The following is a 23,599-nucleotide window of genomic DNA, read 5'->3' on the forward strand; positions in this document are numbered from 1 at the left end:
CCAGATTGGACAATAAAATAGGTTCAATTATCTAAATTATGCAAAATATGTCCAATTCGGAAAATCATAATTAATAGCAATCAGCATTTGAATCATGGTAGATGAGATTGATAAAATTATTCTAACAGAATTAGGAAAGAATGCCAGAAGATCATCTAAAGATATTACAAAGATTTTACAAAATATGAATTACCATATAACAGATAGAGGAATAAGACACAGATTACAACGATTAGAAAAAAATAATACAGTTGTAGGTTATTCTGTTACATTAAATCCAGAACTAATTTCAGAAAAAGTTAATCGTACAATAGTTTTGAAATTCAAATTTACTAAAGACACACCTGAATTGATCAACAGATTAACAGAGTATGTTAATGAATCACACTTTTGTACATATTCAAGCAGATTAAATGGAGATTTTGATTGGATTTGTCATTTTATTTTTGATTCTGTTGAACAGTTTGATTTAGAGACAAATAATTTCTTAAACAAATTTTCTGAACTGATATCAGATTACAGATCTTATGAATCAAATTTAGTCAAAAATACCCCATACACTATTTTTGATCAAGAACACGTTAATGAAAAGAAGCTTCAAGCTTGGAATATACTTCAACAAATAAAAAAATATGATACATTAAATGAAAGACTTCAGTCCATAGTAGAAAGTCTGGTAAAATATTTTGATGCAACATTTGCCAGAGTTTGGTTTGTAGATAAATCTGAGAAATCATTAATTTTACGATTTAGTGCAGGAAAATACAAAAATGTGAAAGGTGAGTTTTCCAAAGTTCCAATAAAATCACTAAAGATAGGAGCAATAGTTACTACGAAAAAACCAATTGTTTCAAATGATGTAATACATGATCCAAGAATAAAATATCATGATTGGGCAAAAAAAGAGAAACTCAAATCATTTGCAGGTTATCCTTTGATGTATAACAAAAAAGTAGTTGCAGTACTTGCTTTGTTTAGCAAAAAACAATTCTCACCTTCAGATTTTGAGATTTTAGGCATGTTTTCAGACCAAATATCAAAGGAATTAACAGGATTTTTTGAAACAAAAGATTTTCTTTCTGAATGAATTTAGAATCTATCAGTAAAGACAACTTTGTCTAATGGAAGTTGTCCACCACGAGGCATAGCCGGTTTGACTTGCTTGCCAATTACTACCATCATAGTTATCACATGATCTTTTGGTAAATTGATTAGTTGTGCAACTTTTTCTGGATCAAATCCAATCATAGGATTTGAGTCATATCCCATAGCTTTGGCAGCAAGCATTATGGTCTGAGCTGCAATTCCACAAGACCTCATTGCCTCATCTCTTTGCAATTGCTCTTTTCCTTCGTAAAACATCCCCATTGCAGGAACCAAAAAGTCACGAGCTTCCTTTGGAGCATCCTTCCAATATTGAGCAGGATCTTTTTTCCAAGATTTCAAATCAGCACAAAGTACCAATAATAGCGAGGAATCTGTCACCTGAGCCTGATCCCATGATGCAGAACGAATCTGCTTTCGTATTTCAGAATCTTTTACCAAGACAAATCTCCAGTTTTGCATGTTAAATGAGGTAGGAGATAAAACTGCTAGAGACAGTAATTTTTCAATCTCATCTTCAGAGAGTTTATGATTTGGATCATAGTGCTTTACTGAACGACGCTCTTTGATTGCATCAAAGGTTTCCATAATTTTGATTAATTTTGCAACATTAATTGGTTTTTGCAAAGATTATTTTTCTACAGGAAGATCTAATCGATTTCCCCATTCTCCCCAAGACCCCAGATAGACCTTGATGTTTGAGAATCCTAGTTTTTTTAAAACCAAAAAAGAGTTGGCTGCCCTATATGCTCCTTGGCAGTATGTCACAATTTCAGTGTCTTTTGGAAAATCATACATTTTTGATAATTCTTCATCGCTTTTGAAAGTCCCATCTTCTTTGAGGTTTTGACTCCAATCAATATTGATGGCATTTGGGATATGACCTGATTGAGCAGCTCGAACTGTACTTCCATCATATTCTCCAGGCGAGCGGGCATCAAGGATTTTCACATTATCAAGATTATCTCGAATGTATTCAAATCCTGAAATTATCTCAGAATTGATTTTGCCTGAAAAATCAGATGGTTTGAATCCGTTTGGTTTTGTCTCAACTGCAAGATTTTCTTTTTGCCACTTTGTAATTCCCCCATCAAGCATCATGACATTTTGATGAGAAAAATACATCAACATCCATACTCCTCTAGCTGCAAGCATTCCAGAAATTGAATCATAAAAGATGACTTTTTTTTCAGGAGCCACTCCAAGAAAAGACAATAGAGATTTTGACTGATTATTGAAGTTATCAATTCCTTGTTTTGTAGTATCAATCCAGTGAAATGCAAACAAATCCAAATGAACTGCTCCAGGGATATGGCCCTCAGAATATTCTTTGAAGGAACGAGTGTCAGCTAGAATGAGATTAGGATCACCAAGGATGGAATTTAGTTCATCAGTTGAGATTAACATGATTTAGGTAAAATGATCAAATCTAAATTGATTTGGATTGAATAATAAAAAGAAGAAAAGAAAAGGGTTTTTTCTATTCGTTGACGTATGCTCTTTCGCCGTGTTGAGCCAAATCGAGACCAATCTCCTCTTCTTTAGGAGTGACTCTGATTCCGCCTGGCCATACTGCGTCCATTACCTTTAGGATTACAATGGTTATACCAAATGCATATGCAATTGATACTGCAGCACCGATGATGCTGATTGCTTGCTGTTCCATTCCTTCTGCAGTGCCAGTCCATGCACCAATACCGTCTCCAGTATCCCATACATGTGGACTTGCTAATGTACCAGTCAAAATTGCACCGGTAAGACCACCCATTCCATGTATTCCCCATACATCTAATGCGTCATCCCACTTTCTTGCATTCTTGAATGCTACACATGCATAACAAACTGTACCAGCGGCAATTCCCATGATAATTGCAGCCATTGGACCTACCCAACCTGAAGCTGGAGTGATTGTTACCAATCCTGCTACTGCACCTGATGCAGCTCCAACAATACTTGGTTTTCCTGTATGTGCCCATGACATCAAGACCCAAGTAACTGCGGCCATACCAGTTGCGGTATTTGTAACAGTCCATGCGCTGACGGTAATGCCGTCTACCATTACTTCACTACCTGCGTTAAAGCCGAACCATCCGAACCAAAGAATACTTGCACCAAGTACTACCATTGGGATGTTGTGTGGCTCCATTGGAACTTTGCCATATCCGAGTCTTCTGCCAAGGACTAAGGCTCCAGCCAATGCTGCAAATCCTGAAGAAATGTGTACTACAGTACCACCAGCAAAGTCTAATGCAAACGTTGGCGATAAGTCTGGATCGAGGTCTAATCCACCTCCTCCTATGAAACCGCCTCCCCAGACCCAGTGTGCAATTGGGTCGTAAACGAAGGTACCCCATAAGAGTACGAATATGACTAATGCGCTGAATTTAATTCTGTCAATTAATCCACCAATGATAAGAATTGGTGTGATAATTGCAAAGGTTCCTTGGAACATTGCAAACATTTGGTGAGGAACAGTTCCTGGCCAAGATTGACTACAATATTCGCCTTCCTTAAATTCATTCATCTGATAAGCTGCTGACCATGTGTCATGACATGGACCAAGTTCACCAATTGGTGCCCAAGCTGATACCATGTTAAATCCAGCATAATCTAGACTTCCCATGAACATGTTAGCGCCCTCATCCGCGTTAGGAGCAAATGCTAGTGAGTATCCCCATAGAACCCATTGTACTGACATGAGTCCCATAACAATGAGAGTCATACCAAGAACGTTGACGATGTTCTTTGATCTGGCTAGACCGCCATAAAAGAAACCGACACCTGGAGACATGAAGAGAACGAGTGATGTTGCGGTAAGCATCCATGCTGTATCACCGGTATCGATCATACAAGGTAGCATGCCACCTTCGCCATCATCAAACCAACATTCGTTAGGGTTACCAGTGTAAATTCCACTGGTTCCTTTTACATATCCGTCCATACCATCTTCAACACTTTGTGCATATGCCTGAGACATTGCACCTGCTGCTGTGATGGATACTGCGGCTACAAGTAATAGAGCATACTTGTAGTTCCTAGAATTCATTGAATTTATCGAAATTGGATTTTATTTAAGGGTTGGAGACTCAAGAATGTCTAGAAAAGTAAATTATTATATTTTAGTATATTCTGATAGTAACATAAAATATGGAAATTATGTTAAGGTGATCGCAAATGGGAAAATCAGAGACCAAACTAGCAATTTTTGATACATTCAAAACCAAAGACGAAGAGTTAACTGGAGAAGCACTACGACAAAGAGCAATTATTGGAATCCTTGCAGGAGATGCAAATCCTGCTGAAAGAACTAGAACAGGGATATCACAAAATATGGCAAAAAAACAAGGAATTGCCTGGAAAAACATCTACTCAGGGATTTTTCGAGATTTGGATGAAATTCTGCTACCAATGGGGATTGCAGAGGAAGACGGCAGATTACCTCTTCAGAGAGGTCCCAAGGCCCTTCAAGAAAAAGGAATTCCATATTATCATCTCACAAAAAAAGGGATTTTGATCGCTCTTTCAATTAGCGATATCAAGAATAGAGAAAAATTGCTAAAAGAATTTTTCTCAAAGTCTGAATCTGAAGAAAAAGAGTTTGAAAAGATTCTATCTAGTCTATTAAAGAATAGCCCAAAATTTGCATACTCTATTTTTCAAAAATATGTCAAGGCATTTTGCGATAATAAAATTAAGGAATTACTCCCATTTGATCTGACAAAATTGAAGGAGATTTCAGATGAATCATTGGAAATCCAAAAGGAGATTCTTGTAGCGTTTGTGGAACTCTCAAAGCAGGAAAAAGAGGATGCCATCAAATTTCTAGACAAAATCACTTAGAATTTGTTCCTATAGAGATCGCCAAACATTAAAATCCGTTACTCATAAACAATTTTCAAATGGGCAAGAACGTCTATGCATCAGTAAAGTCATACAGCCAAAGAGGAAAATTACTCAGTAGGGCTGATTTTCAGACACTGGCAGAATCAAGAGATCTTGATGAATTTATGACCAGAATAAAGAACACCATTTATGGTGATTCAATTAATGATGTTCAAAAACCATATACTTCACAAGGTATTGAATCAGCATTTAGAGGACATTTGGCTGATGTCCATTACTCCATTGCAAAAACTGCTGGCGATTCTGATATTCTTGATGCATATTATATGAAGTTCATAATTTCAAATCTAAAATTAATACTAAAAGGCAAGGTTTTAGGTAAATCACAAGAAGAGATTGAGAATCACATCAATCTACGTGCAGAAGAATTAGTTAAACAACGAGATATCATAATCAAATCCCTTGTTGCAAAAGATCTTGAAGAGGCAGTTGCAAGTCTAAATTCAGTTCAATTTGGAGATGAGATTGCAAAGGCTGCAACACTTTACAACGAAACAAAAAACATCCAAGTCTTTGACACGTATTTTGATAAAATTTTGTACCAACAACTAGGACGAGCTTTGAAGAATACAAGAGATAGAGATGTCATAAAGATTGTCGGAATGGATGTTGACTTTTACAATCTTCTTAGTGTGATTAGAGGAAAATTCTGGGGATTAGAAGAATCACAAATTCAAGATTTGATTGTGACTCAAACTCCAACTGTCCCAAGAGAACTTCTTGGAAGAATGATGGCAGCAGGTTCAGTCAGAGATGCACTAAATGAGCTTGCCACAACCAAATACAAAGACATGATTCCACAGATGGAAAATGAGTTAGATGCAGTTGCCGAATTTGAAAGAGCATTTGAGATGAGCATTTATCATTCATCTGCCAGAGCATTTACCAAGATGTTTAGTTTTGCAACAATCATAGGAATCACAAAACTAACGGGCTTTGAAGTAAGGAATTTGGCTGCAATTGCATATGCAGTAGAGCAAAAAATTCCTACAGAAACAACAATGTCAAAATTGATTCTTGAAGAAGAATAGATCTGAAAATGATAAAATTTCCAAAGAAGAAAAATGAGATAACAACAGAGACAGTAATCAATACTATTTGGGTCAGTGCATTTATGGCCATGATATTTTCATTGCCACCTTTAGCATTATTTTTGGGAATTTACTTTTGGGCAGGTGAATTAGCAATAGGCGCAATTGTTGGCTTTGGAGTACATTTTGTAACATTAGCATTTGCAGGCAGAATCTCAAAATTTTTGACCAACATAATGAGTTAACCTATAAGGATCCAATTATCTAAGTGATGTACCATGATGGGAGATAGAGATTTTCGAACTACTATTCAAAATGCCATAAAATCAATTGGAAATGAACTAGAAATTGATATAGATTCAAAGGATTTTGAAACTATCCACCTTCAAGAAGTCGTTAGGTGTATGAGACGCTCATACTATGACAGAGTAGAACCTCTAGAAATTGAGAGAAGGGGATTCAATGAGCTTCTTTCAGGATTATTAAGAAAACTGGAATATGGTAGCAATCCAAAGGATTTTGACATAAACGAGATCAAGCTCCGAGGACAAGCAGATATGATGGTAGATGATGCAATTCTCCTATTCAGATCAGCTACTGAAGAATTAGAAAATCCTCATGCAAGTGATGTCTTGTACCTTAATGCATGCATGTGGATATATGACAAAGAAGATGGGATGATAGTCTACATCACAGGAGATAGAAAAGAATCAACATTTTCACTAACACGGAACAAAAAGATGTTCGAAGACACCATACGTAGGGTTCGAGTTCTAAACAATCTTCTCAAAGAACAAAAAACACCAATCTTAGAGCCATCAGCAGAGTGTACTGAATGTCAATATTATGAGAGATGTTTCACAAAGAGGAAGAATACAAAACAGACATCTCTTGCTGAAATGTTAGGACTGGGCAAACAAGACTAGTTAGATAAATGAAAAATATTGTAAAGGAATAATTTCCTTTTTGTTTAATCGAGTGGTTCTGGATGTCCTTTACCACGAAGAGCGAAACACACTACTGCTAGTGCAATTGCGACTCCTGCTGCTGCGCCAAATGCGGCCATTCCTGCTTCTGCCATTTGATAAAATCCCAATGAAATTGCTTTTATAACTTTGCCAATATTTTGTCTCTAAAAACAAATTATCACAATTTCAAAATTTTATGATACTATTGAGTAAATTCAAAGAATAGTTCATTTTCATGACCGCTAGTCATAGAACTTAAATTGTAAAACACGACACCTGAAACTTTCCAAGTGTTGGTATTTGATTCAAAATCAGACCATAATTCAGGAGTGTTACCAGAATTTTTTAACACAATCTCATCTCGCAAAATGATAGAGTTTCCACCAAGCAGAGTATAGTAATTTGAACCAAATTCTACCATTCCTTCTGCCCTATGACCAATCTGTCCTCCGCCAATCTGTTCAGATTGAGAGTATCCTGTTTCATACAATTGGTAATCCATTGTTGTAACCATCATAGAACCTTCGTTAGGATTTTTGATTTCAAATGCAATATCGATTGTTGCAGAACGTTCAGATATTTTTGAAACAACAATCTCTTCTAACTCTATTACAAGAGGTTTAACTTGTGGAACGTTTGAACCATCAGTCATTTGTGCTGGAGATTCTAGATCAATGGAAGGTCCCATAATCAAAATTCCACCTAATGCTGCAGCAAGTGCAGCAACTGCAACTCCAACAAAAATTTTAGGATTCATAATTCTTGCAAACTCCTTTGATTTCTTAAATGTTGAGATAGTTATTATACCATTGGGGGGGGAGAAAAATTATGCAGTATTTTCAAGCAGTACAACAAGGCAAACAAAGAGCAGGAAAATCTCAAATGAAGATGTTTGAGGCAGCAGGATTTGGAATGTTAACTTTAACCACAAAAAAAGTGGATGGAAAATTCCAACCGGTAGGAGAAGAAGATTTCACAGCAGTTGTCAACTCAGAGGAAGGATATGTAACCATAATAGTAGACAGTGACGGATATACCAAAGCTCAATCAAAGGCACTTGAAAAAGAAGAAGCTCTCTCAATTTACAAAAAACTGCGAGATTCAGGAGTTGAAGAATATCCTGGAAAAGAGATCATGATATGGACTGAAACCAGACCCACAGTCCAAAATGAATCCTAAGACTATTTTGTTGGAATAATTATTTCAGTTCCCAAATTACCGCCTTTAATGGCTTTTTCAATAATTTTTGGACTTGCTTTGAGAATTCTTGTTTTAATTTTTGAGCGCTCAATAATTTTGAGTGCAACTATATCCATGAGATCATATCCTCCTGCTACAGAATCCTCATGAACTAACATGTTTTTGAGATTTTTCAATTCAATTCGTTTGAATTTTTTTGCTTTTTTGAATTTGTTAGGATCCATATCGTAAACTCCATCAACATCAGTAGCATTAAGAAACTGTTCAGCTTTTACTTTCTCTGCAATCAATGCAGCAGTACCATTAGTGCTTTGACCAGGATGAAGTCCTCCAGCAACAACAATCAATCCGTCATCTACTGCATGTCTTACTTCTTGTAGTGTAGTTGGGGGATGAGAATATGCTTTGTTTTTTAGAGCATAAATCAACAGTTTTGCATTTAATCTAGAAATTTCAATTCCTAATTCATCAAGGGTGGATTCATCAGCTCCTGAAGATCTTGCATGATTAATGTAATGTCTAGCAATGTTTCCACCTCCAGCAATAATTATTGGCTGGCATACCTTACTGATTTTTACTAGAAATTCTGCCCAATCTTTGAGAAGTTTGACATTATCCATGGCAAAAACTCTACCAGATAGTTTGATTACAATTCTTTTTTTCACTCTAGTTCACCAATGATGGATTTTGCGGCAATTTCAACTTTTTTTCTATTCTTTTGATTAGTATAGATTCTCAGGATATTCATAAAGCCAGAAATTGCCGAGACTACAGGTATTTCAGAAATAGGCATCTCTTTTGCAGAAGATTTTCCACCCTCATTTGTGATTAGAATTATCGATTTTGACTCATTTTTTGATGGTGCAAGTGGAATAGAAGGTGTTACAGAACTATCAACAAAAATCTCATTTTCATCAACTTTGGATTTTTTGGATATGGCAGATCTGAGTTCATTTGTTTTTATTTTCTTTAGATTTTTTCTACTTGTCAAAATGCTTTCAAATACACATTTTAGCAATTTTCTATTTTGATAATCTTGTGCAAATTTTCTTGCTCGTTTTAATTTAGGAGTTTTTGAGGAGATTAGACTGGAGAGAACATGTTCGTCTGTTAGTTGAACAAATTCATCTAGATTAAAAGTAGAGAATCCAAATTCATCATCTGAAGATCGTAGTGCTTCAAGCAACATCACTTCTGCAGCTCTTACTGTCTTGTGAAAATAAACTGCTTTGAACATTTGATATCTTGAATGCATCATAGATTCAAATGAATACAGTGCAGAGCGCTCTAATGCAAGTTTCTTTTGATGCACATCAAGTGATTGTGTAATTCTTTTATGATCAATTTTTGCATGTTCTGCTCCTGTAAAATAACCATCTCTAAGAAGATAATCCATCATATCTGCACTAAGAGCACCTGAAACAATTTCATTCATGTATTGAAATTTTGAATCACCAAACGCGATTTTTGTTACAAGTTTTTTATCAAAACCATTTTTTGTCAAAATATCACCAATTTCAGATTTTAGAATAATCTCTTTTCCAAAATCTTCATGAGAAATTTTCTTTTCTTGAATTATTTCTTCAAAGAGGTGAGAAAATGGCCCATGACCAATATCATGCAAAAGACCTGCCAACCTGAGAATCTCGATGTCATCGGATTTGAAAAATCCTTTTTCATTTAGCGCATGACCTGCCTGACTAGCAATGTGCATTACTCCAAGAGAGTGCTCAAATCTAGTATGCTGTGCAGCAGGATATGTCAAATGTGCACCAGATAATTGTCTAATTCTTCGTAACCGCTGGAAAATAGGATTATCAATTATGGATAGTTCATGATCATAAACTCGAATAAAATCATGAATAGGATCTATAATGTCTAGATAATTTTTTTTCATAATCCTATTTTCTTTGAAAATGTCTTCATGATTTCTTCATGAACCTCTTGTTTAGATTTTGTAGCATCAATTATTTTCCAACGTTTTTTCTTTGCAGTGGTTTTGTAGATTCTAGAAATCTTTCTCAAAAATTCTTCATTTTTCTCAAATTTGTCTCGATTGGTTTTTTGTCTGTTAAAGGATTCTTTTTGTGTGACATCAAGTAAAATTACAAGATCTGCTTTTGGTAGTCCTGCATCTAGACTTTCAAGCCATTTTTCTTTCATTCCATTTGCAAGACCATATACTAGATTTGAATGGTAATATCTATTCATTATAAGAACAGAATTTTTTTCTTGAGCAGTTTTAATCTGTTCTAGTTTTTCCCATCTATTTGCAGACAGTAAACAATGAATTACTTGTGGGGGGAATTTCCTTTTTCCATCAAGATATTGCCTAATCTCTTTTCCAATATGGGTTTTGTAATCTGGAAAATGAAACAATTTGGTTTTGATTTTTCTTTTTTTGAGTGCTTTTTCTAGCATAGTTGACTGTGTTAGTTTTCCTGCTTGATCTCCACCTTCAATTACGATTATCATAAGTTATCAAAACAGAGAAGTTAATTGATTAAAAATCTATCAAAGTTTTAAGAATTTACGAATTGTTTATTATCTTCTTAAACTAATTCAAAATATGGCTGAAGAATATTCATGCGCTTATTGCGAATCAATTTTTGAGAGTAAAGATGATCTTTCAAAGCACATAGATAGAATTCACGGAGACTCTGGAATTCTAGAAGGCTCAAAATAATCCTAAATTTTTTGTTTTAACTAAAATTTCTCTCAAGGTTTATAACCAAAAATTTGCCACATAACATGAAATGGGACTAGTAAAAGAAGTGATAAAAGAAATTGGAAACAAATCACGAGAATTTTACGAATTTGTATTACCACCAATTGACATGTATCTTAATGATGACAACCTCAAAGTGGTTATTGACATCCCAGGATTCTCAAAAAAAGATATCAAACTAACATTATGTGGTGACATTCTATCAATTCAAGCATGCAAAGAAGTAGATGAGAAAGAATCTGAATCATTGATTTCAAAACAGAGACCAAACATCATTGATAAAAAAATCAGACTACCAATTGATATCAAACAAGGTGAAGAAAAAATAGATTCAGCAAAATATGAAGATGGTGTATTAACACTAGTAATCCCTGTAACTAAAAAGGGAAAAGATATCTCAATAGAATAAGACCTAGTGTTTTCTAAAAATTGCAGAACCGATCATTATTAGACCAGAAGCAATCATTCCAGAAATGCCAAATATTTCATTTGTTTGATATAGTAATACTGAACCAATAAAAATTGCAGATGCAAAAATACTTCCACCAAGAAATACCATTGGCTTTCTTTTTTGCATAGAAAATTTAGCTTCATCCATGAACTTTTCCATTTCAGGTCCTAATCGTAATGCTGAATCAATTGATTTTGCAAACTTGTCAAATGATATCTTTAGCTCTTCAACGTATGCTTTTGGAATCATGTTTTCTTCTTGTAAAATATTTCTTAGAACTTTGACAAATTTGAAATCAACATCATGTGTTTTGTAAATTCCTTCAATTATTGATGCCATTCTCATGTAAAGAGCCAAATTCTTTGGTAAAACAAATGGAAACTTACTCATTGTTTGATTTGCAAGCTCCATCAAACTTTGAACTTCCATCTCATCAGGTTTGTTTCCATGCATTGCACGAATAGATAGTTCAATTCCTTTTTCGATAACTTGTCTGTTATATCCAGGAGTAAGCATTCCCAATTCTGCCATAGCGTTGACTACTCTGGGAGGATTTTTTTCAACTAGTGCAAGGTATAGTCGTATGAGTTTGTATCGTGTTTCATTGTTTATTCTTCCCACCATACCATAATCATAGAGAATTAGTTTTCCATCATCAGTTACCGAGATATTTCCTGGGTGAGGATCTGCATGGAAAAGAGAATGTTTGAGAAGCATGGTGAAAAAGACCTTGTGAACATCAATTACTAGTTGTTCTCTATCAACGCCTTTCTCATCAAGTGCCTGTACATTTGTAACCTTAATTCCTGGTAAATATTCCATAGTCAGGACATTTTTTGAGGAATAATCATCATAAACTGAGGGAACAATAACTTTGTCATTGTTTTCCATATCTTGTTTGATTTTTTTGAGATTCTCAGATTCGTTTGTGTAATCCATCTCTTCTCTAATGGTTTCAATAAATTGAGAAAGCATTGCTTTTGCAGAGTATCTAAGATTAGGATCAACAAATCTCAAAGCAAGTGGCAGGATTTTCTTTAGAACTTTTAGATCCTCTTTTACAACTTGTTCAATGCCAGGTCTTTTTACTTTGATGACAATTTGTTGTCCAGAAATAGAACCACGATAAACTTGACCTAATGATGCGCCAGATATGGAGTTTGTATCAATATCATCAAATTTTTCGTTAATTGGTCCAAGATCTTTTTCAATAATTGGTTTTACTTGTTCAAATGGTGCAGATGGAACGCTGTCTTGTAGTTTAGATAGTTCTTCAAGATATGGTTGAGGTAGAATATCTGCCCTAGATGACAACCATTGTCCTAGTTTGATGTATACAGGTCCCAAAGAGACAAAAGTGTCAAGAGCTTTTCTTGCATTTTTTCTGAATTGTTCAGAATCAATTGTATTTTTTTCTTGTTGTGTCCATTTTTTTCTATCTTTTCGTAGAGCCAAAATTGATGGCAAGAGTTTGATCAACACATAGATTGTTCTTCCAGCAGACATTATTTACTCCAAATAATCTTTAATCTTTTTTGATGCAACATATCCAATATATCCAGAAAGAACTGATGAGATCAATCCAGATGTTAAAGAAAGTTTTTTTGAATTATTATTAAAAACAGATTTTGCAATTTTAGAACCACCAAAAATTCCACATGCTAAACCAATCAAGACTTCTGGTGCATCATAAACAAGATGGCCAATAGGATCTTTTCTTGGATCAATTTTATCAGTATGTACTAGGAATTTGTCATCATACTCTCTAATGTGCAAATTACCATAACGATATTGTTTTAGTGCACCATTTTTTTGTCCAAGAACAGTTTCTTCAGCACCGTCAATCATGAATTCACGTAATTCCTTTGGAACTTCAATCTCATCAAATGGCATGATCGCAAGATCGACTAATTGCTTATATTTTTAGTGTAAAAAGTAGTATACTAAATTAATTTTTGAGCCTGTCTTTTGTAAATATCACAAAACTAATTCCAAATGCGATAAGCATTCCAATTCCAGTTGCATATGCATAATTGAATCCAACACCAGGATGTACTTCCTCATGATAATTATTTATCAAAAATGTAGCAACTAGCAAAATAGAGCCAATTATCGTTAATTTTCTATGAAGTTCCAATAATTATAATTTTGATAATTACTATATGAATTTAGAAAAACTGTACAAGTTGATTTAGATCAAGGTTCAGATTCCATTGCAGATAATCGTTGAATTACTTGTTCAAGTTCTGCCTTGTTGTCATTAATTACACGTTTTACAACTTCAATTTCTTCATTGATTTGTTCTAATTGCTCATTATCAGAATTTTTTATTTGATTTTCCAAATCTGTTAAAACTTGTTGATTATACTGGTTGATTTTTTCTAATTCATTTTTGTATTTCTCTAATTTTACATATTGATTAGAAATTTCTGAAAGTTCAGGAATATCATTGATTTCTTGATTTGTCAAAAAACCAGAAATAGTAACTATTCCACCTACTACTAATGCTGCAATGATGACAACAATACTCAATCTCATTTCTAATCGATTTTAATTCTCCAAAATAATATTAAAAATTAATTATTTATCTAAGCAGTTTTTTTACGCCTACGCATTATGTACATTCCTGCTGCAATAGCAATTACAATAGGAATGATGATCATCGAAGAATCAGGACCAGATTCATTATCAGTTGTAGGTTCATTTACAAAAATTGTAGTATCTTCAATTACAAAGAGTTCATCCCTAACACTGTCTTTGTATCTTACAGTAATTGTAATCTCATGTTCTCCATATTCAGGTTCACCATCAAATTCAATTGGAACATTAAATGGTACAGGTGCATCTACTTCAATTTCATCAATAAACTGAGTATTTGATTTGATATTTGAATCACCACGAGGCTCAATACTTACAAATCCAAACAAACCATCTTCATTTCCCTCATTGATAATTTCTCCTATTACCATCTGTGTTCCAGATAACTCAATTACATCAATGTTGAATATTGTAAGTTCTATCAACCCTTTAATGTAAAAGTCAACAATTTTTGAAATTATTTGTTGATCACCATGTGCATTATAGTATGATATACTCAAAGGAATTCTAAGAGTGTCATCTTTTAGTCCTTCTGGAACATATACTGTTGCAGTAAGATGTCTACTAGATCTTGGTTCAATATTTCCAACATCCCAATTAGATTCTAAGAGTACAATATTTTCTACGTTTGTAGTAGAGGATGTTGTCGAAGCCAGTTCTGTCTGAGTATTAGTTGCAACAATATCAACACTAGATATTGGTGCAGTTCCATCATTTGCAATTTCAATTACTACATTGTTTGTTCTAAGAGATGTAAGGAATGGATCTAAAGCTCTTACATTTATCAAACTATCACCAGTTACCTTAAACTGAAAGTCTTCAAATGCAGTTCGGACACCAGACTCTCTTAATCTAGAATAATCAACCTTTACTGTTCCAGGATATTGTTGAATAGTGACATTTTGATCTACATTAACAAAGAATGTTAGATGGAAATTCTCACCTGCTAGAGAATTTGCATCACTATCAGCTTTTATGATTGAACCAGGTCCATCAGCTGCTGAAAATCCAAAAGGTAATGATAATTGTCCTTTAATTCCTGTGATATCTTGAGTTCCAACATTTGCAAACACTACAGTGAATGGAACATTACTATCTCCAGCTTCAACTTCTATTTTTTCATCTATAGTACCAAAGTATGCATCTAAGAATTTGACATCGCCAAAATCTCTTTCAAATGGAGAATCACCAAATCCACCAGATGTAATCTGTGCATATGAATTTCCCAAAAAGAGTGGTATGAGAAGGAATGAAAGTAACAAAAAGAATAGTTTTTGATTCATTTTACTAAAACCTCCATTTCAGACGGCATATCTCCTTCAAAGGCTTTACCATCTTTTATTGTGATTACTTTGTCTACATCACCAAAGTGTTGACGATCATGTGTGACAATAACAAATGTCTGATTAAGTTTTTTTGCCATGTCTTTCATCAATTGAACTATAGTTTCAGATGTAACAGAGTCTAGATTTCCTGTAGGCTCATCTGCTAAAACAATTGATGGTTTATTGATTAATCCTCTTGCAATAGCTGCTCTTTGAGCTTGTCCACCTGAAATTTTATTTGCACGTTTATTCATTTGATCTTCTAATCCAACTGCTTTTAGCAAATCTCTTGCATCTTTTTCAGCAGTTTCATTTGTTCCTGCAATTTGTCGTGGCAACAAGACATTTTCTAGGACTGTCAAGTCAGTAAGCAGATTTGAAAATTGGAAGATGAATCCCAGTTTTTTATTTCTAAATGAAGAGATCTTATCATCATCAAGAGTTGTTGTATCAGTTCCATCAATGTAGATCTTACCACTTGTCGGGCGGTCAAGTAAACCAATCATGTTAAGTAGCGTAGATTTTCCTGAACCAGAACTTCCAACAATTAGAACAATTTCACCTTGTTCAACTGACAAAGTTGCATTATCAAGAGCTTTGACTTTGTTTTCACCTTCACCATAGACTTTGGTAAGATTGTGGATATCTAGTACCTTAGACAGTTCTCATCGCCTCCACTGGTAATAGCTTTGTAGCCCTATACGACGGATAGAGTGACGCAATAATTGCCAAAATAAATGAAGTTAAAGCAGTTTGGATGATCTTCTCCCAGTTATAGGTAACTTCAAGAGGCAAACTATTGTTAAATGACATTTTAGTTTCCTTTGCATAGAATGTGTATCCCAAGCCTGCAGCCGTACCTACACCAGCACCAATAGCTCCAATAATCATTCCTTGGAAAATAAAGATAATCAAAATATCCTTTCTTTTTGCTCCAATAGATCTCATTACACCGATTTCACGGGTTTTTCCATTTACCAACATCATTTGAATTGTTACAATAGCAAAAGCTGAAGACATCATTCCAAAATAACCAATCATGTTAATCATTGCAATACCAGATCTAAATCCAGCTAGTTGTTCTTCAGCTGACTCTTCTATTGTTTCAGCTTTAAAATCATCATTTGGAAATGAACGTAAGAAAAATTCTTTTACTTCAAATGCTTTTGTGGGATCATTTAGTTTTACCATAAATGATCCTGTATCACCTTGTCTATTCATCATGTCACGTAATGTATCAATATGAATAACTGCAGTATAGTCAAATCCTTGACCTCCAGGAGATTTTGCAATTCCTGAAACAGTAAATCTTCTTATTTCATCTTGTCCATATCTGTCTACTACTAGAACTTTGACACTGTCACCAACTTCAGCTCCTCCAAGATCTCTTGCAACATTAGAACCTAATACAATAGAGTTTCTTGAAAAAACATAACTTCCTTCTGAAACAGTTTCATGAACAGTTGATGCTCTAATATCTCTAAATGGATCAATTCCAACTATAGGAACTCTTGTTTCTTCAACTAGTTTTCCATTTTTTGTCATATTCATTTCGGCAGTTGATGAAAGCCGCGGTGTTGCCGCCTCTACATATGGAATTCTTTCAAACCAATTTACAACAGATAAATCTGATTTATCTATATAGTCTGCCTCATCAGTTACAAGAATGTCACCATTTCTGTAATCACTGATATCTCTGACAATTGCATCAAACAATCCTTGGAAAATTACAAAATTTACATGAATTACTAAAATTCCGATAGTAACAGCTAGAACTGCACCAATCAAGCTTCCTTTTTTGTTGAATAGCATTCTTTTGGCTAATCGTAATCGGTATTCCACGAGTTCACTAAAATAGTCTGATATTTAATGTCTATGGTCCATAGTGCTAACATTATAGACAGTTTTATATGATATTAGTTTTTTATGAGTTGTAGAATAGTATTGGAGATGACAAAATGGACAATTTAGACATGAAAATTTTGAGCAGATTGCTCAATAATTGCAGAGAATCAGATAGACAGATTGGAAAAGAACTGGGAATTTCAGGAGGAGCAGTTAGAGTCAGAATAAAAAAAATGCAAGAAAGTGGAGTTATAGAGAAATTTTTCCTCAAAATTGAGCCACCAATTTTGGGTCATGGTGTATTGTACTTTGTAGTATCAGGAGAAAATATTCAAGAAATTTTGGAACAAGTCAGTCTAGTAGGTGAGCCATACATTGTAGTTCCGTGTGTTGGTGGAGTAACAGTATGCGGTATTGCAATTCAAGAAAATTTAGAACAAAAAATTGAACTTGCAAAAAAGTTAATGAAAGATCTTAGAGTATTATCAATTTTCGAAGCTGAAAATTCAGTATTCAAATCTAATTTAACAAAAACAGATTTACAAATTCTAGAGGAATTAATCAAAGAACCAAGACAAAAAATTGAAAAAATTGCAAAGAATACAGATCTATCGACTAAGACTGTAACAAGATGTATAGAAAAATTACATGGAAATGATGGTTTTCAATTCACTTTAATTTATGATCCAACAAAAATTGAAGATTTTATTCCTCATGCAGTACTTTCATGGATTGATGGAGACTTGAAAGAAACATTAGAAAATTTGAATGATACATTTTCAGAATCTTATTTACAAATTCCTTTTATTGCAAAAAATCAAATTGTATTATTTTTGTATAGTGACAGCATATTCAAAATGGATGAATTAACACAAAAGGTTAGAACAAGTAAAAATATAAAATCAGCAGATTTGTTTATTCCTAAAAAAATTTCATTTTATACAAATTGGATGAAAAAATCAATTGTAGAATCAAAAAAATCTCCAAAATTGCATCTTTCATATCAAACAAATTAAATAATAATAATTTCTTCAAAATTGTATGAAGAAGAAAAAGATCTATGAAGGAAAAATCTTAGGTCTTAGTGTTTATGATGGAAAAATTGAAGGAAGAAAAGTAAAACGAGAAGTAATAGAGCATCGAGGGGCTGCTGCAATGCTTGCTTTTGATGAAGACAAAAAAGTCATTTTAGTAAAGCAACATAGATTTCCGCATGGTTATGTTCTAGAAATTCCTGCAGGCACATTAGAAAAGAAAGAAGAGCCCATCAAATGTGCATTTAGAGAATTAGAAGAAGAGACAGGGTATAGAGCAAAGAAAATGACGCCTCTAATCACATACTATCCATCAATTGGGTACAATTCTGAGATAATTCACTGTTTTGTAGCCTCAGGATTGAAGAAGATTGCAGATTTGAAACTTGATGAGGATGAAATTTTATCAGTAGAAAAAGTAGATATGAAAAAACTACTCAACATGATAAAGTCTGGAAAAATTCAAGATTCAAAAACAATATGTGCAGTTTTAACATATGCTGCAAAAAAGAAATTATACTAACTATTTGTTATAGATTGGTTGAACAAGATCTGCAACATCAGCCCAAGATTGAGCAATTCTCTCAAACATAAACACCATATCAAGAAAATCAATTGGAATTTCTTTTTTAGTGCCTAATGAGGTTCTAAGTTTAGAAAGCTGGTCTTCAAATTTTTTGTGTAGAGATATTGCTTCAATTGCTAATAGCCTATCAGGTTTTGTAAAAGCATCAATTGATTTTTCTGCTAATTGATTAAAGTTTTTTACAACATCATGGATTTTTTTGTATTGGTCTTTTGACAAAGAAGAGTTGTAGATAAAATCAGATAACTCTACAATAGAATCACCAGTATTTTCAAGAAGATTGGCTGCAACTCTATAATCAAGAACATCAATATTTTCTAAATTAAATGCATTTGCTAGTCTCTTATCAACAAGAGTGCTACGAATTAATCTTACAAGTAAGAAATATTGTCTATTTACTTCTTCATCACGTTTTGATAATGTTTGCAAATTTGATTTATCATCTGCAATTAATCCATTTGTTGCATCATCATACATTCCAATTGCAATAGAACTCATACGTTTGAGTATTTTTTGAGGATTAAGTGTGGTGGAATCTAATAGAAACTGCATGTTGATGTGTGATGCATCTTCTTCAATTATTTCCATTCCAACAAGTCTTCTCATAGAATTACGAATTTTTTCTCTATCTTCACCAGGAATTATAGAATCAGAAGTAATCTCAATAATGTCATATCCTAAAAGATATCCACCTGTAATGTCAGCTACAATGTTTTCTTCTTTTGGCAATGGATATGAGATTACAAGTTCTTTTGTTGGACGAGTTTCTTTGTTTGCAGAAATTGAGATATTATCCTGACCAGTTTCAAGCTCAACCTGACTACTTTTGTCTAGTTTGTTTGCATCAACCCATTCCTTTGGGAGTGATACTAAGATGCTACTTCCAATTCTTTGTAGGCGTCTAACAAATTTAGTCAATTTATACTAATTTAATTAATTTAAGCCATATTCTTATATTTTGTGTAAAATTTAAACCCAGATCATGAAGGGAGTAGCATTTTGTCCTGCACACATTACAGGTTTCTTCAAGGCTCACTTGGAAAATAATCAGGAAAAATTAGAAAATCTAGGTTCAATGGGGGCAGGATTTTCAATAAGACAAGGTGTTACAACCAAAGTAACAATTGATAAAAAAAATAATCACGATTCAAATTTCAAAATCATAACAAAAGGATATCAATCAGATAAAACAGATGTTTCAGAATTTGTATTAAATGAATTTCTAAAGATTGGAAACTTTGAAGATAAATTCTTTAACATTGAACATGAAATTTCAATTCCGGTTGGATATGGTTTAGGTTCTAGTAGTGCTGTTGCATTATCATTATCATTTGCGTTAGATCAAGCTCTTAATACAAAATTAGACAAAAACACAATTGGACAAATTGCACATAATGCAGAAGTTAATTGTAAAACAGGATTAGGAGATGTTTTAGCATCATTTCATGGAGGATTTGAAGTTCGTGTAAAACCGGGAGCTCCAGGAATTGGAACAGTTGAAAAAATTTCTACAGATAAAATTTCAGTTATAATGATTTGTTTTTCTCCAATTTCAACTAACAAATTCATCAAAGAAAGACTTTCTCAGATTAACGGACTGGGTGGAAAAATGGTTAACAGATTATTAGAATCAAAAGATTATCAACACTTTCAAGATATGTCACTAGAATTTGCAAAATATGTAGATGTAATGACACCTAGAATGCAGAAAATAGTAAATGAATTAACTCAAAATGATATCAAATGTGGAATTGCACTTTTTGGAGAAACAATTTTTTCAATGATTCCAAAAGAAGATGAAAGTAAAGTTTTAAAAATTTTAGAAAAATATTCTGATGGAGTAATAATTAATTCAGAATTAGACAATATTGGAGCAAGAGTTCTAAATAATTAATTGAAGTCTGATGACATTAATTCCAAAGTCACATCCAAGGGCAAAGTCACTTTTAATTCGTGAAAAGTTAGTTAGTGGTTTTGACAATGGGTTAGTGGCAAAAGAGGGACTTTTGGCTCAAGGACGAGGAGAAGCATTTGACTATTTACTTGGAGAAAAAACAAACCAGGCTGCAAAACGTGCCATAAAGGCAGCAGCTGCACAGTTACTCCAGGCTCAAAAACCAGTTATCTCAGTTAATGGAAATGTTGCAGCCTTGTGTCCAAAGGAGATTATTAGATTATCAAAGCAGATCAAGGCAAAACTAGAGGTAAATCTATTCTATACAAATGAAAAGAGAAAACAAGCAATCATCAAAACTCTCAAAAAAAATGGAGTAAAAGAGATTCTAGGTACAAATTCAGCAAATTCAACAAAATTACCAGGAATTGATTCAGCACGAAGAATTGTAGATAAAGACGGAATTTTTGCAGCTGATGTTGTCGTTGTTCCTCTAGAAGATGGTGATAGAACTATGGCATTAAGAAATGCAGGAAAAACAGTCATAACATTTGATCTAAATCCACTTTCACGAACTTCACAAACTGCCAATATTACAATTGTAGATAATGTGACACGAGCAATAGAATTACTAATTTCTGAATCCAAAAAGCTAACAAAAAGAAATGAAAAGAGTCTTGAAAAAATAATTTCAGATTTTGATAACAAGAAAAATCTAACTGAAAATGTAATTCAAATTAAAAATAATCTAACAAGGAGGGCAAGAGTTGCATAAATCAGTACAAGATATTGTAAATATGAAAAAAGGAAAAAAGAAAGTTTCAGTAATTACAGGTTATGATTACACATTAGCATCACTGTGTGACAAGGCAGGCATTGATGTCTTGTTAGTTGGAGATAGTGCAGGAATGGTAATGCTTGGGTATGAGAATACAATTCCTGTAACAATGGATCAAATGTGTATGTTCACTGAGGCAGTTAGCAGAGCACGAAACAATGCATTACTAGTTGCAGATTTACCATTCATGTCATATCAAGCAAGTATAGAAGATGCGATAAACAACTCAGGTAAGTTAATCAAAGCAGGAGCTGATGCTGTAAAGTTAGAAGGTGGTTCAATTATGGCTGAAACAATTAGTGCAATTGTTGATGTTGGAATCCCTGTGATGGGACATATTGGATTACAACCACAAACAACAATGCTTTCACAAGGTTACAAAGTACAAGGAAGAACAAAAGATTCTGCAATGCAGTTAATTCAAGATGCAAAGGAGCTTGAAGAAGCAGGAGTGTTCAGTATTGCATTAGAGATGGTAAGTCATGAAGTTGCACAAATAATTTCTGAAACTGTAAGTGCTCCTACAATTGGAATTGGTTCAGGAGTAAATTGTGATGGACAAGTACTAGTGGTTCAAGATTTGCTTGGAATGTACGATAAGATAAAACCAAAATTTGCAAAAAGATACATGAATCTATCTGAAGACATTGTAAAATCCCTTGAAGACTACAAAAATGACGTAGAATCAAACACATTTCCTGCAGAAGAAAATTGGTTTTCAATGGATCCTGAAGAACTAAAAAAATTACGTGAGCAGATTGGCAGCTAAAAAGAAAGTAAATGATCATCCATCATTGGATATTGTTTCATCACATGGTGTGGAACTAACAGGCAAAAAAATTGTGTTATGTGTGGCTGGAAGTGTTGCAGCATACAAAGCAATAGAGCTTGCAAGACTGCTTATGAGACATGGAGCAGATGTGACATGTGTAGCAAGTGGGGCAGTAACAAAATTGATTCAGCCTGATTATTTCAAATGGGCTACAGGAAACGATGTAATTACAAAACTTACAGGCAAATTAGAGCACATAAAATTGGCTGATTACAATCAATCAGACCTAGTAATTGTATATCCAGCTACTGCAAATACATTAGGAAAACTTGCAAATGGTATTGATGATACTCCAATTTCAACAGTTCTAACTGTAGGATTTGGCTCTAAAATCCCAATTTTGATGTGCTTGGCAATGCACGAGTCAATGTATGACAATTCAGCTGTAAAAAAGAACATAGAGTTTCTAAAAAACAAAATTCAGTTCCTTTCTCCACAAATGATTGAAGGAAAAGCTAAAGCGCCAGAACCTGAAGATGTTTTAGACTTTGTTCTAAAGAAATTTGGTTTCTCATCTACATTACAAAATAAAAAAGTGCTAATGACTGCAGGGCCTACAATAGAATACATTGATCCAGTTAGAGTAATAACAAATCTTAGTTCAGGAAAAACAGGTGTGTTGTTAGCTTCAGAATTAATTTCAGCTGGAGCTAAAGTCACTTTAATTTATGGACCAGGAAATGAAGAACCACCAAAAGGTGCCAAGATAATCAACGTTACAACAAACAAAGAGATGTTAGATGCAACAAAAAAAGAACTAAAGAAAAAATATGACATTGTGATTATGGCAGCAGCTGCATCAGACTATACTCCTGAAAAACCAACAAAATCCAAAATAAAGAGTAACAAAAAAGCACTCACAATTAGGCTCAAAAAAGCACCAAAAATCATAGATCAGGTAAAAAAATCTCAAAAAAATACTATACTAGTAGGATTCAAGGCAGAAACCAATCTATCAAAATCTGCCCTTATCAAATCAGCTAAAACAAAACTAAAAGAATCTAATGCAGATATAATCATTGCAAATGATATTGGTACAAAATACCAAAAGAATCCAAACAACAATCAAATCATAATTGTTGATGAGAAAAACACTATAACATCAGGATGGAAGAAAAAAGAGAAGATTGTAAAAATAATTAGAAAAGAGATTGAAAAGAAAATAAGATGAAAAATTCAGAGTTACGAAAACTGATATCACAGTACAAAGAAATTAAAAACAAACAAACAAACATACAGATAGTTTCAAGTTGGCAGAAAAA

General features: G+C 33.7%; 28 protein-coding genes. 13 read left to right on the top strand and 15 right to left on the bottom strand.

The genetic code is table 11. From position 1 onward, the window contains the following. The first annotated feature begins 94 nt into the window (after positions 1 to 94). Entirely contained in the window at positions 95 to 1,087 is a 993-nt protein-coding gene (locus NMAR_RS09065; RefSeq protein ID WP_012216077.1) for a GAF domain-containing protein, read from the top strand. Between the two features lie 2 nt (positions 1,088 to 1,089). Here the strand turns inward: NMAR_RS09065 and NMAR_RS09070 are convergent, their stop codons facing one another. The 3 genes from NMAR_RS09070 to NMAR_RS09080 all read right to left on the bottom strand — a co-directional run bounded on the left by NMAR_RS09070 (position 1,090) and on the right by NMAR_RS09080 (position 4,150). Next, positions 1,090 to 1,731 (bottom strand): nitroreductase family protein, encoded by a 642-nt coding sequence (locus tag NMAR_RS09070; RefSeq protein ID WP_012216078.1) that lies wholly within the window; start codon positions 1,729 to 1,731, stop codon positions 1,090 to 1,092. A 3-nt stretch (positions 1,732 to 1,734) separates the two neighbouring features. Continuing rightward, positions 1,735 to 2,511, bottom strand: a complete 777-nt coding sequence (locus tag NMAR_RS09075) for a sulfurtransferase (RefSeq protein ID WP_012216079.1) — start codon at positions 2,509 to 2,511, stop codon at positions 1,735 to 1,737. Between the two features lie 73 nt (positions 2,512 to 2,584). After that, complete coding sequence (locus NMAR_RS09080; protein ID WP_012216080.1) at positions 2,585 to 4,150, bottom strand: ammonium transporter; 1,566 nt, start codon at positions 4,148 to 4,150, stop codon at positions 2,585 to 2,587. A 128-nt stretch (positions 4,151 to 4,278) separates the two neighbouring features. On the opposite strand from NMAR_RS09080, the gene NMAR_RS09085 reads away from it, so the two are divergent. Genes NMAR_RS09085 through NMAR_RS09100 form a run of 4 tightly spaced genes read left to right on the top strand, consistent with a single transcriptional unit; the run spans position 4,279 to position 6,964 of the window. Further along, on the top strand, positions 4,279 to 4,944 hold the full coding sequence (locus NMAR_RS09085; RefSeq protein WP_012216081.1) for a hypothetical protein: 666 nt from the start codon (positions 4,279 to 4,281) through the stop codon (positions 4,942 to 4,944). A gap of 59 nt (positions 4,945 to 5,003) precedes the next feature. Further along, entirely contained in the window at positions 5,004 to 6,038 is a 1,035-nt protein-coding gene (locus NMAR_RS09090) for a V0D/AC39 family V-type ATPase subunit (RefSeq protein ID WP_012216082.1), read from the top strand. Between the two features lie 8 nt (positions 6,039 to 6,046). Next, complete coding sequence (locus NMAR_RS09095; protein ID WP_148680252.1) at positions 6,047 to 6,283, top strand: hypothetical protein; 237 nt, start codon at positions 6,047 to 6,049, stop codon at positions 6,281 to 6,283. 33 nt (positions 6,284 to 6,316) lie between these two features. Next, the gene (locus NMAR_RS09100; protein ID WP_012216083.1) at positions 6,317 to 6,964 is read left to right on the top strand and encodes a Dna2/Cas4 domain-containing protein; all 648 of its coding nucleotides are present in this window, start codon (positions 6,317 to 6,319) and stop codon (positions 6,962 to 6,964) included. 244 nt (positions 6,965 to 7,208) lie between these two features. Here NMAR_RS09100 and NMAR_RS09105 read toward each other — a convergent pair whose 3' ends face one another. After that, complete coding sequence (locus NMAR_RS09105) at positions 7,209 to 7,763, bottom strand: hypothetical protein (RefSeq protein WP_012216085.1); 555 nt, start codon at positions 7,761 to 7,763, stop codon at positions 7,209 to 7,211. 71 nt (positions 7,764 to 7,834) lie between these two features. Between NMAR_RS09105 and NMAR_RS09110 the strand changes: the two genes are divergently transcribed. Continuing rightward, positions 7,835 to 8,185 (top strand): hypothetical protein, encoded by a 351-nt coding sequence (locus NMAR_RS09110; RefSeq protein WP_012216086.1) that lies wholly within the window; start codon positions 7,835 to 7,837, stop codon positions 8,183 to 8,185. A 2-nt stretch (positions 8,186 to 8,187) separates the two neighbouring features. Here NMAR_RS09110 and pyrH read toward each other — a convergent pair whose 3' ends face one another. From pyrH to tmk, 3 genes are read right to left on the bottom strand one after another with little or no spacing between them, the layout of a single operon-like run. Continuing rightward, on the bottom strand, positions 8,188 to 8,871 hold the full coding sequence (pyrH, locus tag NMAR_RS09115) for a UMP kinase (RefSeq protein ID WP_012216087.1): 684 nt from the start codon (positions 8,869 to 8,871) through the stop codon (positions 8,188 to 8,190). Then, positions 8,868 to 10,103, bottom strand: coding sequence for an HD domain-containing protein (locus NMAR_RS09120; protein ID WP_012216088.1), 1,236 nt, complete (start codon positions 10,101 to 10,103; stop codon positions 8,868 to 8,870). The genes pyrH and NMAR_RS09120 overlap by 4 nt, the downstream gene beginning before the upstream one ends. After that, the gene (gene tmk / locus NMAR_RS09125; protein WP_012216089.1) at positions 10,100 to 10,681 is read right to left on the bottom strand and encodes a dTMP kinase; all 582 of its coding nucleotides are present in this window, start codon (positions 10,679 to 10,681) and stop codon (positions 10,100 to 10,102) included. The genes NMAR_RS09120 and tmk overlap by 4 nt, the downstream gene beginning before the upstream one ends. Before the next feature lie 281 nt (positions 10,682 to 10,962). Between tmk and hsp14 the strand changes: the two genes are divergently transcribed. After that, positions 10,963 to 11,343 (top strand): archaeal heat shock protein Hsp14, encoded by a 381-nt coding sequence (hsp14, locus tag NMAR_RS09130; RefSeq protein WP_012216090.1) that lies wholly within the window; start codon positions 10,963 to 10,965, stop codon positions 11,341 to 11,343. A 3-nt stretch (positions 11,344 to 11,346) separates the two neighbouring features. Here the strand turns inward: hsp14 and NMAR_RS09135 are convergent, their stop codons facing one another. The 7 genes from NMAR_RS09135 to NMAR_RS09165 are packed head-to-tail and all read right to left on the bottom strand — an operon-like array spanning position 11,347 to position 17,120. Next, a complete protein-coding gene (locus NMAR_RS09135) occupies positions 11,347 to 12,891 on the bottom strand; it encodes an ABC1 kinase family protein (RefSeq protein ID WP_012216091.1) in 1,545 nt (514 codons plus the stop codon). Between the two features lie 3 nt (positions 12,892 to 12,894). Further along, positions 12,895 to 13,278, bottom strand: coding sequence for a hypothetical protein (locus tag NMAR_RS09140; RefSeq protein WP_012216092.1), 384 nt, complete (start codon positions 13,276 to 13,278; stop codon positions 12,895 to 12,897). A 55-nt stretch (positions 13,279 to 13,333) separates the two neighbouring features. After that, positions 13,334 to 13,522, bottom strand: a complete 189-nt coding sequence (locus tag NMAR_RS09145) for a hypothetical protein (RefSeq protein WP_148680253.1) — start codon at positions 13,520 to 13,522, stop codon at positions 13,334 to 13,336. A 59-nt stretch (positions 13,523 to 13,581) separates the two neighbouring features. Further along, on the bottom strand, positions 13,582 to 13,923 hold the full coding sequence (locus NMAR_RS09150; RefSeq protein ID WP_012216093.1) for a hypothetical protein: 342 nt from the start codon (positions 13,921 to 13,923) through the stop codon (positions 13,582 to 13,584). A 50-nt stretch (positions 13,924 to 13,973) separates the two neighbouring features. Next, complete coding sequence (locus NMAR_RS09155) at positions 13,974 to 15,266, bottom strand: COG1361 S-layer family protein (protein WP_012216094.1); 1,293 nt, start codon at positions 15,264 to 15,266, stop codon at positions 13,974 to 13,976. Then, positions 15,263 to 15,952 (bottom strand): ABC transporter ATP-binding protein, encoded by a 690-nt coding sequence (locus NMAR_RS09160; RefSeq protein WP_148680254.1) that lies wholly within the window; start codon positions 15,950 to 15,952, stop codon positions 15,263 to 15,265. Before NMAR_RS09160 ends, NMAR_RS09155 begins: the two co-directional genes overlap by 4 nt. 10 nt (positions 15,953 to 15,962) lie before the next feature. Further along, positions 15,963 to 17,120 (bottom strand): ABC transporter permease, encoded by a 1,158-nt coding sequence (locus NMAR_RS09165; RefSeq protein ID WP_148680358.1) that lies wholly within the window; start codon positions 17,118 to 17,120, stop codon positions 15,963 to 15,965. Between the two features lie 146 nt (positions 17,121 to 17,266). Between NMAR_RS09165 and NMAR_RS09170 the strand changes: the two genes are divergently transcribed. Continuing rightward, positions 17,267 to 18,169, top strand: a complete 903-nt coding sequence (locus NMAR_RS09170) for a winged helix-turn-helix transcriptional regulator (protein ID WP_012216097.1) — start codon at positions 17,267 to 17,269, stop codon at positions 18,167 to 18,169. Between the two features lie 25 nt (positions 18,170 to 18,194). After that, the gene (locus tag NMAR_RS09175) at positions 18,195 to 18,710 is read left to right on the top strand and encodes an NUDIX hydrolase (protein WP_012216098.1); all 516 of its coding nucleotides are present in this window, start codon (positions 18,195 to 18,197) and stop codon (positions 18,708 to 18,710) included. On the opposite strand, the gene NMAR_RS09180 is transcribed toward NMAR_RS09175, so the two are convergent. Continuing rightward, positions 18,711 to 19,691, bottom strand: coding sequence for a phosphate signaling complex PhoU family protein (locus NMAR_RS09180; protein WP_012216099.1), 981 nt, complete (start codon positions 19,689 to 19,691; stop codon positions 18,711 to 18,713). Positions 19,692 to 19,755: 64 nt separating this feature from the next. Between NMAR_RS09180 and NMAR_RS09185 the strand changes: the two genes are divergently transcribed. Genes NMAR_RS09185 through coaBC form a run of 4 tightly spaced genes read left to right on the top strand, consistent with a single transcriptional unit; the run spans position 19,756 to position 23,508 of the window. After that, positions 19,756 to 20,667: a pantoate kinase gene (locus tag NMAR_RS09185; RefSeq protein WP_012216100.1), complete on the top strand. Its 912-nt coding sequence runs from the start codon at positions 19,756 to 19,758 to the stop codon at positions 20,665 to 20,667. 10 nt (positions 20,668 to 20,677) lie between these two features. Then, the gene (locus tag NMAR_RS09190; RefSeq protein WP_012216101.1) at positions 20,678 to 21,442 is read left to right on the top strand and encodes a 4-phosphopantoate--beta-alanine ligase; all 765 of its coding nucleotides are present in this window, start codon (positions 20,678 to 20,680) and stop codon (positions 21,440 to 21,442) included. Further along, positions 21,435 to 22,274: a 3-methyl-2-oxobutanoate hydroxymethyltransferase gene (gene panB / locus NMAR_RS09195; RefSeq protein ID WP_012216102.1), complete on the top strand. Its 840-nt coding sequence runs from the start codon at positions 21,435 to 21,437 to the stop codon at positions 22,272 to 22,274. The genes NMAR_RS09190 and panB overlap by 8 nt, the downstream gene beginning before the upstream one ends. After that, on the top strand, positions 22,264 to 23,508 hold the full coding sequence (coaBC, locus tag NMAR_RS09200; protein ID WP_012216103.1) for a bifunctional phosphopantothenoylcysteine decarboxylase/phosphopantothenate--cysteine ligase CoaBC: 1,245 nt from the start codon (positions 22,264 to 22,266) through the stop codon (positions 23,506 to 23,508). The genes panB and coaBC overlap by 11 nt, the downstream gene beginning before the upstream one ends. Positions 23,509 to 23,599: the final 91 nt, after the last annotated feature.

This window comes from Nitrosopumilus maritimus SCM1 (assembly GCF_000018465.1).
Classification (GTDB): Archaea; Thermoproteota; Nitrososphaeria; order Nitrososphaerales; family Nitrosopumilaceae; genus Nitrosopumilus; species Nitrosopumilus maritimus.